At 56.8% G+C, this 12,766-nt stretch carries 13 protein-coding genes and 6 tRNA genes; 16 read left to right on the top strand and 3 right to left on the bottom strand.

Going from position 1 to position 12,766, the window contains the following annotated elements; all coding sequences use genetic code 11:
• Positions 1 to 25: 25 nt before the first annotated feature.
• Both ASD95_RS24150 and ASD95_RS24145 read left to right on the top strand, forming a co-directional pair.
• Entirely contained in the window at positions 26 to 268 is a 243-nt protein-coding gene (locus ASD95_RS24150; RefSeq protein WP_008048837.1) for a hypothetical protein, read from the top strand.
• A gap of 29 nt (positions 269 to 297) precedes the next feature.
• On the top strand, positions 298 to 1,047 hold the full coding sequence (locus tag ASD95_RS24145) for a TerC family protein (protein WP_056722343.1): 750 nt from the start codon (positions 298 to 300) through the stop codon (positions 1,045 to 1,047).
• Between the two features lie 83 nt (positions 1,048 to 1,130).
• On the opposite strand, the gene ASD95_RS29490 is transcribed toward ASD95_RS24145, so the two are convergent.
• The gene (locus tag ASD95_RS29490; RefSeq protein WP_177336458.1) at positions 1,131 to 1,298 is read right to left on the bottom strand and encodes a hypothetical protein; all 168 of its coding nucleotides are present in this window, start codon (positions 1,296 to 1,298) and stop codon (positions 1,131 to 1,133) included.
• Between the two features lie 179 nt (positions 1,299 to 1,477).
• Here ASD95_RS29490 and ASD95_RS24140 point away from each other — a divergent pair, with 179 nt between their 5' ends.
• The 3 genes from ASD95_RS24140 (at position 1,478) to ASD95_RS24130 (ending at position 2,746) form a co-directional block, all read left to right on the top strand.
• On the top strand, positions 1,478 to 2,212 hold the full coding sequence (locus ASD95_RS24140) for a peptidase C39 family protein (RefSeq protein WP_056722341.1): 735 nt from the start codon (positions 1,478 to 1,480) through the stop codon (positions 2,210 to 2,212).
• 94 nt (positions 2,213 to 2,306) lie between these two features.
• Complete coding sequence (locus tag ASD95_RS24135) at positions 2,307 to 2,513, top strand: DUF6021 family protein (protein WP_056722339.1); 207 nt, start codon at positions 2,307 to 2,309, stop codon at positions 2,511 to 2,513.
• Between the two features lie 17 nt (positions 2,514 to 2,530).
• Complete coding sequence (locus ASD95_RS24130; protein ID WP_007977127.1) at positions 2,531 to 2,746, top strand: hypothetical protein; 216 nt, start codon at positions 2,531 to 2,533, stop codon at positions 2,744 to 2,746.
• Positions 2,747 to 2,802: 56 nt separating this feature from the next.
• Here ASD95_RS24130 and pbpG read toward each other — a convergent pair whose 3' ends face one another.
• Positions 2,803 to 3,741 (bottom strand): D-alanyl-D-alanine endopeptidase, encoded by a 939-nt coding sequence (gene pbpG, locus ASD95_RS24125; protein WP_056722336.1) that lies wholly within the window; start codon positions 3,739 to 3,741, stop codon positions 2,803 to 2,805.
• Between the two features lie 235 nt (positions 3,742 to 3,976).
• The gene (folD, locus tag ASD95_RS24120) at positions 3,977 to 4,831 is read right to left on the bottom strand and encodes a bifunctional methylenetetrahydrofolate dehydrogenase/methenyltetrahydrofolate cyclohydrolase FolD (RefSeq protein ID WP_056722334.1); all 855 of its coding nucleotides are present in this window, start codon (positions 4,829 to 4,831) and stop codon (positions 3,977 to 3,979) included.
• A 274-nt stretch (positions 4,832 to 5,105) separates the two neighbouring features.
• Between folD and ASD95_RS24115 the strand changes: the two genes are divergently transcribed.
• The 11 genes from ASD95_RS24115 to ASD95_RS24065 all read left to right on the top strand — a co-directional run bounded on the left by ASD95_RS24115 (position 5,106) and on the right by ASD95_RS24065 (position 12,673).
• A tRNA-Arg gene (locus tag ASD95_RS24115) sits at positions 5,106 to 5,182 on the top strand.
• A gap of 32 nt (positions 5,183 to 5,214) precedes the next feature.
• Positions 5,215 to 5,290 (top strand) — tRNA-His (locus ASD95_RS24110).
• Between the two features lie 20 nt (positions 5,291 to 5,310).
• Positions 5,311 to 5,386, top strand: a tRNA-His gene (locus tag ASD95_RS24105).
• 56 nt (positions 5,387 to 5,442) lie between these two features.
• A tRNA-Leu gene (locus tag ASD95_RS24100) sits at positions 5,443 to 5,527 on the top strand.
• A 78-nt stretch (positions 5,528 to 5,605) separates the two neighbouring features.
• Positions 5,606 to 5,681, top strand: a tRNA-His gene (locus ASD95_RS24095).
• 24 nt (positions 5,682 to 5,705) lie between these two features.
• A tRNA-His gene (locus tag ASD95_RS24090) sits at positions 5,706 to 5,781 on the top strand.
• Between the two features lie 386 nt (positions 5,782 to 6,167).
• A complete protein-coding gene (gene tig / locus ASD95_RS24085; RefSeq protein ID WP_056722332.1) occupies positions 6,168 to 7,478 on the top strand; it encodes a trigger factor in 1,311 nt (436 codons plus the stop codon).
• Between the two features lie 93 nt (positions 7,479 to 7,571).
• Positions 7,572 to 8,207, top strand: coding sequence for an ATP-dependent Clp endopeptidase proteolytic subunit ClpP (clpP, locus tag ASD95_RS24080; protein ID WP_015094302.1), 636 nt, complete (start codon positions 7,572 to 7,574; stop codon positions 8,205 to 8,207).
• A 111-nt stretch (positions 8,208 to 8,318) separates the two neighbouring features.
• Entirely contained in the window at positions 8,319 to 9,602 is a 1,284-nt protein-coding gene (gene clpX, locus ASD95_RS24075; protein ID WP_008048848.1) for an ATP-dependent Clp protease ATP-binding subunit ClpX, read from the top strand.
• Positions 9,603 to 9,854: 252 nt separating this feature from the next.
• Complete coding sequence (gene lon, locus ASD95_RS24070; protein WP_056722330.1) at positions 9,855 to 12,251, top strand: endopeptidase La; 2,397 nt, start codon at positions 9,855 to 9,857, stop codon at positions 12,249 to 12,251.
• A 149-nt stretch (positions 12,252 to 12,400) separates the two neighbouring features.
• Positions 12,401 to 12,673, top strand: a complete 273-nt coding sequence (locus tag ASD95_RS24065) for an HU family DNA-binding protein (protein ID WP_002552737.1) — start codon at positions 12,401 to 12,403, stop codon at positions 12,671 to 12,673.
• The last annotated feature ends 93 nt before the right edge of the window (positions 12,674 to 12,766 follow it).

Genomic DNA, 12,766 nt, shown 5'->3' with positions numbered 1-12,766 from the left:
CGTTTGTTCTATCGAGGAAAGCATCATGAAGCTTAAAGCTACGGCACTGCTGATTACGTCTTTACTGGTACTGGCCGGTTGCGACCAGGCCGAGAAAAGCGCGCAACAATTGATGGGCAAGGCTGCCGAAAGCGCCAAACAGGCGATTGACGATACCCACAAGGCCGCCGAACAGGCGCTCAGTGACGCCACCAGCGGGTTGATCAGCAAAAAAGAATCATCGGAAAAAGAATCGGAAAAAACCGAATCTTCCTCCCAGGAAATCTAAACCGTATTACAACGAGTCAGGACTGACCCATGGACTACCTTTTACAACTTGCCGCCAGCCCCACCGCCTGGGTCGCCCTTGCCACCCTGATTGTGATGGAGATCGTGCTCGGCATCGATAACCTGATCTTCATCTCGATCCTGACCAACAAGCTGCCCTTGCACAATCGCCAGCGGGCACGACGCATCGGTATCGGCATGGCGTTGATCCTGCGCCTGGGCTTGCTGAGCACCATTGCGTTCATCGTCCAGTTGACCAATCCGGTGATCGAGATTCTCGGCCACGCGTTCTCCTGGAAAGACATGATCCTGATTGCCGGTGGCCTGTTCCTGTTGTGGAAGGCGACCACCGAGATCCATCACAGCATGGACCCGGCACCGGAAGATCCGAAATCGGCGACCTCGACCGTGACCCTGGGCTTTGCTGCCGCGATCGGTCAGATCCTGATGCTGGACATGGTGTTCTCCATCGACAGCATCATTACCGCTGTCGGCATGACCGAGCATTTGCCGATCATGGTCATCGCGGTGGTGGTGTCGGTACTGGTGATGTTGCTGGCGGCTGATCCGCTGGCCAAGTTCATCAACGACAACCCGACGGTGGTGATGCTGGCCCTGGGCTTCCTGATCATGATCGGCATGACACTGATCGCCGAAGGCTTCGGTGCCCATGTACCGAAAGGCTACGTCTATGCGGCCATGGCATTCTCGGCTGCGATCGAGGTGTTGAACATGATGTCCCGTCGGTCCAGGGAGAAGCGGGCAGCCACCGAGGCCTGACCCACGCTGAACGAAACGGCCGCCTGAACTCGAAGGAGTGCAGGCGGCCGTTTTTGTTGGTCTCGGGTAAAGGTGTGGTGTGGTCAGTGAGCGTTGGCGTGTTGGTTCGGCGTCTTGTCCGCTTCCGGCGCAGGAGCCGGCTGGACAGGATAATGGTGGCGGCGAGTGATGCGCAGCACGCCCCACAGCATGGCGGCAGCTACCGCCAGCCAGCCGCAAACCAACATTACAATGATCATGGTCAGGCTCATCTGTGCCTCCTCTTTGCCCTTCTATGGGCACTCACGCTTCGCTGTCGTCTCTTCAGTGAACAGTCTAGCCGTTGCTGCATTTCAGGCTATTGACCGAAAGTCGTCTGTCCCCAACCAGTTCGCTCTATCGAATGCACTCCGCTACCGTTTAGAGCTATACCGTAGCGGCGCGGCGACCTATGATCGACGCCCAAGCCGGGAATGGGATTGCCTGGCGTCTGAACCTGAACAAGAGAGAGATGATGGTGCGGGTATTTTCTCGAATTTTGTCGACCATGCTGATCGCCGGTTGCGTGGCAAGCCTGGCGGGCTGTGCCGGGAGCGTTGCGCCCGAGATCAAGCGCCTGCCGGAACGAGTCGAACTCAGCGGCCGGTTCTACCGGGGCGATGCGTATCAAAGCGGGCCGCAGGTGCTGGCCAGCATGCTGTCCCAGCAGGGCATCGTGATTACCCCGGGACTGCTCGACAAACCCCTGCATTTGCCGGGAGGCGAAGCCCAGTTACAACAGAACATGCAGAACCTGGCCCGCGAGTACGGGATGGTCGTTTACCCCCTCGATAGCAACCTTGCCGCCCTGTTGACCCAAGTTGCCGCCGGTTATCCAGTGATGGTGCGCTTTACCGAAGGCTCGGCCATGTGGGCCGAACCGCGTTACGCCATTCTGGCCGGCTACAACCGCCAGAAGCAGACGGTCCTGGTGCGGGCCGGGATGAACCGCCGCGAACTGATGAGCTTCAGTTCCTTCGAGTCGGCGTTCAAGGATGCCGGTGGTTGGGCGGTGCTGATCCAGAATCCGAGCCAAATCCCGGCCCAGGTCGATCAGCAGCGTTGGCTCAAGGCCGCCAACGATCTGGCCCAGGCCGGTCAGGAACAGGCCGCCGCCAGGGCGAAAAAAGCCTTGGCCAGCCAGTAAGTCCGTTGGTCACCCGCCGGGCACCATTGCCCATGGTCAGCCTCTGATCTTAAGGGCCCGGAACATTGCTTCGGGTCCATATCAGGAGGTACCCATGGCTCATTCCAAAACGCCCGTCGGTCCGCACTCGTCTGAACATTCGTCTGGTGATGAGCTGGGTTTCGATCCCGACTCCCCGGACCTTGCCGATCCTCAGGTCGACCCGATCGGGCCTGCCAAGGCACCGAGGGACGTGAAGCCGGGTGACAACCCCAAGGCTCCGGCCAAGCCCTATGATCCACTGGGTGACCTGAAGCCTTAGGTCCAATGGAGGTGCGTATGTCTACCGATTCCAGTTTCGACGACAAACGTCCGGAAACTGTCCCTACAACCCCCGAGCAAAGCACCGATCCGGTGATGGATCCCGACAGCCCGTTGCGCGATCCCCTGGCGCGGCCAACGGTGGTGCCCACTGAAAAGCCGAAGGGTTGGAGAGATCCAAGTACTGGTGACGGCATCCCGGATGACGACCAGATGCCGCTGCCCAACGACTGAAGATCCGGCGAAAAAAAGCCCCGAATGATCGGGGCTTTTCGTGCGCTGCCGCTTGGTTACTTCGACGCTTCAACCACGCCGCTCTGGCGCTGCTTGAGGTTCTTGTCTGCCTTGTACTGCAAGGCGACGGAAGGCACGTCAGCACTTTTTCCGCTCTCTACCCAATTACGCATGCGCGTGGCATCGGCAAAATGGGTGTACTTGCCATAGGCGTCAAGGATCACCAAGGCCACCGGACGGTTACCCATTCGGGTCACCAGCACCAGGCAGTGACCTGCTTCGTTGGTGAAACCGGTTTTTGTCAGCTGGATGTCCCAGTCCTGCTTGCGCACCAAATGGTCGGTGTTGCGGAAACCCAGGCTGTAGTTCGGTTTGCGAAACGAAACGGTCTTTTCCTTGGTTGTGCTCAGTTCGGTCAGCAGCGGGTACTTGTGCGCGGCGATCAACAGTTTGCTCAAATCGCGAGCTGTCGAAACGTTGCGCGGCGAGAGCCCTGTCGGTTCGACGAAATGGGTATTGGTCATGCCCAAGGCCCGGGCCTTGGCGTTCATTGCAGCAATGAACGCGGCATAGCCACCCGGATAGTGGTGGGCCAGGCTTGCCGCGGCCCGGTTTTCAGATGACATCAGGGCAATCAGCAGCATTTCCCGGCGCGGCAGTTCGCTCTTGAGCTTGACCCGGGAGTACACACCTTTCATTTCCGGTGTGTCGCTGATGTTGATGTTGATGTATTCATCCATGTTTTGCCGGGCTTCAACCACGACCAGGCCGGTCATCAATTTGCTGACGGACGCGATGGGAACGACGACGTCCGGATTGCTGGCATAGATGACTTTGTTGGTCTGCATATCCAGCAGTAAAGAGCTGCCGGAGGCGAGCTTGAGTTGCGAGGTGTCTCGAGGCGCTGCCGTGGTTTCGCCAGCGCTGGCGATTGGCGTGATGAAAGTCCCTGTAACTGCAAAAAATAGGCTCAGGATGGAAAGACGGATTTTCACGCTGGCAGACTCGTAAGGTGTTGATAAGCCGTTTTGTAACGGGCTATTTCGTAAAAAGCGCGACATTCTGGAGTATGGCTGAATAACTGTCGATGGTTGATCAAGTAACAGGTGAAAGTCCTGAGAAACATGAAAAGAAAGTCATTTTCCGGCAGGCGGTCGGTGTTTTTCGCGGGCAAAAAAAACCCCGCCAGGGCGGGGTTCCTTGTCACGCTGAACGCGTGCGCGTTGAAACTCAGCTGTGCAGGGTTTCAGCAGCGTACAGGGTGTTTTCCAGCAGGCAGGCTCGGGTCATCGGGCCGACACCGCCCGGTACCGGAGTGATCCAGCCGGCGCGGGGCAGGGCGGTTTCGTAGATCACGTCACCGACCAGCTTGCCATCGTCCTGGCGGTTGATGCCGACATCGATCACGATCGCGCCTTCCTTGATCCATTCGCCCTTGACCAGGCCCGGCTTGCCGGCAGCGACGACGACCAGGTCCGCACGGCCGACATGGCCGGCCAGGTCCTTGGTAAAGCGGTGGGTGACCGTCACGGTGCAACCGGCCAGCAGCAATTCCATGGCCATTGGGCGGCCAACGATATTGGATGCGCCGACGACAACGGCATCCATCCCGTAAAGGTCGACACCAGTGCTTTCCAGCAGGGTCATGATGCCTTTGGGGGTGCATGGGCGCAGCAGCGGGATTCGCTGGGCCAGGCGGCCGACGTTATAAGGATGGAAACCGTCGACGTCTTTATCCGGACGAATGCGTTCCAGCAGCCTGGAGGCGTCCAGGTGCTCGGGAAGCGGAAGCTGAAGCAGGACGCCGTCGATTGCAGGATCGTCGTTCAGGCGATCGATCAGCTCGGTCAGCGCTTCTTCAGTGGTTTCCGAAGGCAGGTCATAGGCTTGGGATAGAAAGCCGACCTCTTCACAGTCTTTACGCTTGTGCGAGACATAAACCTGAGAGGCAGGATCGCTGCCGACCAGGATCACCGCAAGGCCGGGCGTGCGCAGGCCTTGCTGGCGACGCTCGGTGACACGTTGGGCGATCTGCTGGCGCAGGCTGGCGGCGATCGATTTGCCGTCGATAAGTTGTGCAGTCATTGCGCGTGATTAACCATCGAGAGGGGAAAAAAAGAGAACGCATTCTCGCATGTCATGCGGTGAGGGCAAAGGCGCTTGGTCTGCAAATTCCCCTAACTCCTTTAATTAAATGAATTTTTTTTAAAAAGGATTTGACGACCTTCGGGTGGCTCTATACTATTCGTCGCACTTGTCGGGCACAGCCTAGCACTGGTTAGGAAGGTTGAGCGGGATTACGATTCTGCGAGACTGGAAAGCACTTAGTTTGTAGTCCTCCAAGGTTACAGCTAACAAGGCGCCCGTAGCTCAGCTGGATAGAGCATCCGCCTTCTAAGCGGATGGTCGCAGGTTCGAGTCCTGCCGGGTGCGCCATTAGGCAGCTTTGGCACAAGTAACGCGATATGGTGGGCGTAGCTCAGTTGGTAGAGCACGGGATTGTGACTCCCGTTGTCGTGGGTTCGATCCCCATCGTCCACCCCATATTTCGAAAGGCGCCAGNGGTGGGCGTAGCTCAGTTGGTAGAGCACGGGATTGTGACTCCCGTTGTCGTGGGTTCGATCCCCATCGTCCACCCCATATTTCGAAAGGCGCCAGATTAACAGTCTGGCGCCTTTGCTTTAAAAGCTTCACCCGCGGATGTGGTGGAATTGGTAGACACACTGGATTTAGGTTCCAGCGCCGCGAGGCGTAAGAGTTCGAGTCTCTTCATCCGCACCAATTAAAGCTTCACTCAGGCATTTGGCCTGGCTGGAGCTTGATAAAGAAGTTTGTTTGGCTTCTTTAACAGGCAATATGGTGGGCGTAGCTCAGTTGGTAGAGCACGGGATTGTGACTCCCGTTGTCGTGGGTTCGATCCCCATCGTCCACCCCATATTTCGAAAGGCGCCAGNATATGGTGGGCGTAGCTCAGTTGGTAGAGCACGGGATTGTGACTCCCGTTGTCGTGGGTTCGATCCCCATCGTCCACCCCATATTTCGAAAGGCGCCAGATTGAAAAGTCTGGCGCCTTTTTTGTTTCAGTGGCCGCAGGTTCCGGGTCGCAGGGGCAGGGTGTTTCGTCGTATTTATGTTTCTCGATGATGCAGTCCTGCCCGCCGGCCTTGCTTGCGAGATCGGCTGTCAGGGAGATGATTGGCTGCCTTCTCTATATAGGGAAAGGTTGGCGCAGAGCCCTGGCGTGATTGGTTGTATTTGCCATCGGGGCGAGGTGCATTCGTGCATTCGCACCTATAAATTGCCTGCTGCGTTTTTACCCGTTTTCAGTAGGGTGACTTCTTGAGTTTGACCCACTAGAATGCATGCCCTTGATTCTGGGGTCGGAAACGGCCGGCTAACGTCTGTGCAACGAGGAATATCCATGCAAGTTTCTGTTGAAAATACTACTGCTCTTGAGCGCCGCATGAGCGTCACCGTGCCGGCTGAGCGCATCGAGAGCCAGGTCAACAAGCGTCTGCAGCAGACCGCCCAAAAGGCCAAGATTGCTGGCTTCCGTCCAGGCAAAGTGCCAATGAGCGAAATCAAGCGCCGTTTCGGTGCTGACGCTCGCCAGGAAGCTGTAGGCGACGTGATCCAGTCTTCCTTCTACGAAGCTGTGGTTGAGCAGAAGCTGAACCCGGCTGGTCAGCCTTCGATCGAGCCAAAATCCCTGGAAGCGGGCAAGGACCTGGAATACGTAGCCGTATTCGAAGTGTTCCCTGAGTTCACCGTTGCCGGTTTCGAAGGTATCACCGTAGAGCGCCTGAGCGCTGACGTGACTGACGCCGATCTGGACAAGATGCTGGACATCCTGCGCAAGCAGAACACCCGTTTCGAAGTGGCCGCTCGTGCTGCCCAGAACGAAGACCAGTTGAACATCGATTTCGTCGGCAAGGTCGACGGTGAAGTGTTCGCCGGCGGTTCCGCCAAAGGTACCCAGCTGGTTCTGGGTTCCGGCCGCATGATCCCTGGTTTCGAAGATGGCCTGGTTGGCGCAAAAGCCGGTGAAGAACGCGTTCTGAGCCTGACTTTCCCAGAGGACTATCAGAACCTGGACCTGGCTGGCAAAGCCGCCGAGTTCACCGTGACCGTCAACACCGTTTCCGAGCCAAAACTGCCAGAACTGACCGAAGAATTCTTCGCTCAATTCGGCATCAAGGAAACCGGTCTGGAAGGCTTCCGCGCCGAAGTTCGCAAGAACATGGAGCGTGAGCTGCGTCAGGCGATCAAATCCAAGGTCAAGAACCAGGTAATGGACGGTCTGCTGGCCACCAACCCGATCGAAGTGCCAAAGGCCCTGCTGTCCAACGAAGTTGACCGTCTGCGCGTGCAGGCTGTTCAGCAGTTCGGCGGCAACATCAAGCCTGACCAACTGCCGGCCGAACTGTTCGAAGAGCAAGCCAAGCGCCGCGTAGTGCTGGGTCTGATCGTGGCTGAAGTGGTCAAGCAATTCGACCTCAAGCCTGACGAAACCCGCGTTCGCGAGATGATTCAGGAAATGGCTTCGGCCTACCAGGAGCCTGAGCAAGTTGTATCCTGGTACTACAAGAACGACCAGCAACTGAACGAAGTTCGCTCGGTTGTGCTGGAAGAGCAAGTTGTGGATACTGTTCTGCAGAAAGCTAGCGTGACCGACAAATCGGTCTCTTACGAAGAAGCGGTCAAGCCGGTAGAAGCACCACAAGCCGACTGATCACTTTTGCGATAAGAAGCAAACACCATAAGCCAGCCTTCGAGCTGGCTTATGCGTATTCAAGACATAACTATTTGGGAGTGACTGCAGAGCATGTTCCGTAATTCGTATATTCAGCAGAACTCTGATATCCAGGCCGCAGGCGGCCTGGTCCCGATGGTTGTCGAGCAGTCCGCTCGTGGCGAGCGCGCCTACGACATCTACTCGCGTCTCCTCAAGGAGCGGGTGATCTTTCTGGTTGGTCCGGTAGAGGACTACATGGCCAACCTGATCTGTGCGCAATTGCTGTTCCTTGAAGCGGAAAACCCGGACAAGGACATCCATCTCTATATCAACTCCCCGGGCGGTTCGGTGACTGCAGGCATGTCGATCTACGACACCATGCAGTTCATCAAACCCAACGTGTCGACCACCTGTATCGGTCAGGCGTGCAGCATGGGCGCGTTCCTGCTGACGGCCGGTGCACAAGGCAAGCGTTACTGCCTGCCGAACTCGCGTGTGATGATTCACCAGCCACTGGGCGGTTTCCAGGGCCAGGCCTCGGATATCGAAATCCATGCCAAGGAAATCCTCTTCATTCGCGAGCGTCTCAACACGCTGATGGCCAAGCACAGCGGGCGCACTCTCGAAGAAATCGAGCGCGATACCAACCGCGACAACTTCATGAGTGCAGACGCCGCGCGTGAGTACGGTTTGATCGATGAAGTGATCAGCCAGCGTCCTGCTTAAAATAAGCAGCTCAAAATAAGGTTGGTCGGCGGGTCCGACACCTGCGGGCTTGAAAAAGCCCGCAATAGCCTTCATCTTGTGTTGCAAGCCTATCGGATTTGGATCGAACGAATGACTGACACCCGCAACGGCGAGGACAACGGCAAGCTGCTCTATTGCTCCTTCTGTGGCAAAAGCCAGCATGAAGTACGCAAATTGATTGCCGGCCCCTCGGTCTTTATCTGCGACGAGTGCGTCGACCTGTGCAACGACATCATCCGCGAGGAGGTGCAGGAAGCACAGGCCGAAAGCAGTGCGCATAAATTGCCTTCGCCTAAAGAAATCAGCGGCATCCTTGATCAGTATGTGATTGGTCAGGAGCGTGCGAAAAAGGTTCTGGCCGTAGCGGTGTACAACCACTACAAGCGCCTGAACCAGCGTGACAAAAAAAATGACGACGTCGAACTCGGCAAGAGCAACATCCTGCTGATCGGCCCGACAGGCTCGGGTAAGACCCTGCTTGCCGAAACCCTGGCCCGCTTGCTGAACGTTCCGTTCACCATCGCCGACGCAACCACCCTCACCGAGGCGGGTTACGTGGGTGAAGATGTCGAGAACATCATTCAGAAGCTGTTGCAGAAGTGCGATTACGACGTGGAAAAGGCCCAGATGGGCATTGTCTACATCGATGAAATCGACAAGATTTCGCGCAAGTCTGACAACCCGTCGATCACCCGGGACGTTTCCGGTGAAGGCGTGCAGCAGGCCCTGCTCAAGTTGATCGAAGGCACGGTCGCTTCCGTTCCACCGCAGGGTGGTCGCAAGCATCCGCAGCAGGAATTCCTGCAGGTCGACACCCGTAACATCCTGTTCATCTGCGGTGGCGCGTTCTCGGGTCTTGAGAAGGTCATTCAAAACCGTTCCACCAAGGGTGGCATCGGTTTCAACGCAGAAGTGCGCAGCAAGGAAGAAGGCAAGAAAGTCGGTGAATCCCTGCGTGAAGTCGAGCCTGACGATTTGGTCAAGTTCGGTCTGATCCCGGAATTCGTCGGTCGTCTGCCGGTACTTGCCACGCTCGACGAGCTTGACGAGGCTGCACTGATGCAGATCCTCACCGAGCCGAAAAATGCCCTGACCAAGCAGTATGCCAAGCTGTTCGAGATGGAAGGCGTGGATCTGGAATTCCGGACCGACGCTCTGAAATCGGTCGCCAAGCGTGCCCTGGAGCGTAAAACCGGTGCCCGTGGCCTGCGTTCGATTCTCGAAGGTGTATTGCTCGACACTATGTATGAAATCCCCTCGCAGTCCGAGGTGAGCAAAGTAGTGATCGATGAAAGCGTGATAGAGGGCAAGTCCAAGCCACTGTATATCTACGAGAACAGTGAGCCGACCGCCAAGGCCGCGCCAGACGCTTAAGTGTCACGCAGCTTGAATAAAGAAGGGGCCTTCGGGCCCCTTTGCTTTTGTGGAAGCTGGCCTGCCAGCGAAGGCGAACTGACAGCCAATCTGATTTTCCGGGTGTGTCCGGACCATCACAAACGCTGCCATCGGTTGCAATCTTTTAAGTCGTACTTTTATCCGCTTGTTTTTTTCCAAAGCAGCCCCCATCTTGGTTTCAAGCTTACTTCCATCTGTTTACGGCCTTACGGCCGCCGTAGAGGCGAAATCATGAAGACAACCATCGAATTGCCTCTCCTGCCATTGCGTGATGTCGTGGTTTATCCGCACATGGTTATCCCGCTGTTCGTGGGGCGCGAGAAATCCATCGAAGCCCTCGAGGCTGCGATGACGGGTGACAAGCAGATTCTTCTGCTGGCCCAGAGAAACCCGGCTGACGACGATCCCGGTGAAGATGCCCTGTACCGCGTGGGTACGATTGCCACTGTTCTGCAGTTGCTGAAGCTGCCTGACGGAACGGTCAAGGTTCTGGTCGAAGGTGAGCAACGGGGCGCTGTCGAGCGCTTCAGCGAAGTGGATGGCCACTGCCGTGCCGAAGTCTCCCTGATCGACGAAGTTGAAGCGCCGGAACGCGAGTCGGAAGTGTTCGTTCGCAGCCTGCTGTCCCAGTTCGAGCAATATGTGCAGTTGGGCAAGAAAGTCCCGGCTGAAGTCCTGTCGTCGCTCAACAGCATCGATGAACCGGGTCGCCTGGTAGACACCATGGCCGCGCACATGGCCCTGAAGATCGAACAGAAGCAGGAAATCCTCGAAATCATCGACTTGTCGGCCCGGGTCGAGCACGTCCTGGCGCTGCTGGATGCCGAGATCGATCTGCTGCAAGTCGAAAAACGCATTCGTGGCCGCGTCAAAAAACAAATGGAGCGCAGTCAGCGTGAGTACTACCTGAATGAGCAGATGAAGGCCATTCAGAAAGAGCTCGGCGACAGCGACGAAGGTCACAACGAAGTCGAAGAGCTGAAAAAGCGTATCGACGCCGCCGGCCTGCCGAAAGATGCGCTGGCCAAGGCAACGGCCGAGCTGAACAAGCTCAAGCAGATGTCGCCGATGTCCGCGGAAGCGACCGTGGTGCGTTCGTACATCGATTGGCTGGTTCAAGTGCCGTGGAAGGCCCAGAGCAAGGTGCGCCTGGACCTGGCGCGTGCAGAAGACATTCTGGACGCCGACCACTATGGCCTGGAAGAGGTCAAGGAACGCATCCTCGAATACCTCGCCGTGCAAAAGCGCGTGAAGAAAATCCGTGGTCCGGTGTTGTGCCTGGTCGGTCCTCCAGGTGTGGGTAAAACATCCCTGGCGGAGTCGATCGCTCACGCCACCAACCGCAAATTCGTGCGCATGGCCCTCGGTGGCGTGCGTGATGAAGCGGAAATTCGTGGTCATCGCCGTACTTACATTGGTTCGATGCCAGGAAGATTGATTCAAAAGATGACAAAGGTGGGTGTCCGCAACCCGCTGTTCCTGCTCGACGAAATCGACAAGATGGGCAGCGACATGCGTGGCGATCCGGCATCGGCGTTGCTGGAAGTGCTCGATCCTGAGCAGAACCACAACTTCAACGATCACTATCTGGAAGTCGATTACGACCTGTCCGATGTGATGTTCCTGTGCACCTCGAACTCGATGAACATCCCGCCAGCGTTGCTGGACCGGATGGAAGTGATCCGTCTGCCGGGCTACACCGAAGACGAGAAGATCAACATCGCCGTCAAATACCTTTCGCCGAAGCAGATTACGGCCAACGGCCTGAAGAAAGGCGAGCTGGAGTTTGACGCGGAAGCGATCCGCGACATCATCCGCTACTACACCCGTGAAGCTGGTGTGCGTGGGCTGGAGCGCCAGATTGCCAAGGTCTGCCGCAAGGCGGTCAAGGAGCATGCGCTGGAAAAACGCTTCTCGGTGAAGGTCACCGCAGACATGCTGGAGCACTTCCTGGGCGTGCGCAAATTCCGCTATGGCCTGGCCGAACAGCAGGATCAGATCGGTCAGGTGACCGGGCTGGCGTGGACTCAGGTGGGTGGCGAACTGCTTACCATCGAAGCGGCCGTCGTGCCGGGCAAGGGCCAGTTGATCAAGACCGGTTCCCTGGGTGACGTGATGGTCGAATCGATCACCGCGGCCTTGACCGTTGTTCGCAGTCGGGCGAAGAGTCTGGGGATCCCCCTGGACTTCCATGAGAAGCGTGACACGCACATCCATATGCCGGAAGGGGCGACCCCCAAGGACGGCCCTAGCGCCGGTGTAGGCATGTGCACGGCCCTGGTATCGGCATTGACCGGCATTCCGGTACGCGCGGATGTCGCCATGACCGGCGAAATCACCTTGCGTGGCCAGGTATTGGCCATCGGCGGCTTGAAAGAGAAACTGCTGGCTGCCCATCGTGGCGGAATCAAGACCGTGATCATTCCTGAAGAGAATGTGCGCGATCTCAAAGAGATTCCGGACAATATCAAGCAGGATCTACAGATTAAACCGGTTAAATGGATTGACGAGGTCCTGCAAATTGCGCTGCAATACGCGCCGGAGCCCTTGCCGGATGTGGCTCCGGAGATAGTCGCGAAGGATGAGAAACGCGACGCAGATTCTAAGGAAAGAATTAGCACGCATTAGTACGTATTTGCCTGGGGGGCTTTCTTGACAGCTTTTTAGAGCCCTTGTTATAAAGCGGCTCTTAAGTGTCTGTAGGCCATTCAGCACTCGTTTTTGCTTTCACCAAAAAAACTTAGAATCATACTCAAATAGATATAAGGGGACTTAGAGTGAACAAGTCGGAACTGATTGATGCTATCGCTGCATCCGCTGATATCCCGAAAGCTGCTGCTGGCCGTGCGCTGGACGCTGTAATCGAATCCGTCACTGGCGCTCTCAAGGCTGGCGACTCTGTTGTTCTGGTTGGTTTCGGTACCTTCTCCGTAACTGATCGCCCAGCTCGCATTGGTCGTAACCCACAGACCGGTAAGACGCTGGAAATCGCAGCAGCCAAAAAACCAGGTTTCAAAGCCGGTAAAGCACTGAAAGAAGCTGTCAACTAAGTTCGATTCAGGTTTTTACCCATCCGGGTCAGGTCATGCCTGACTTGGCAGCGGAGCGGCAGTCCTGACTGCAGGTCGCCGGTTCAAGACACC

This window comes from Pseudomonas sp. Root71, from assembly GCF_001429045.1.
GTDB classification, from domain to species: domain Bacteria; phylum Pseudomonadota; class Gammaproteobacteria; order Pseudomonadales; family Pseudomonadaceae; genus Aquipseudomonas; species Aquipseudomonas monachiensis.
This window is presented reverse-complemented; position numbering and strand designations above follow the sequence as displayed.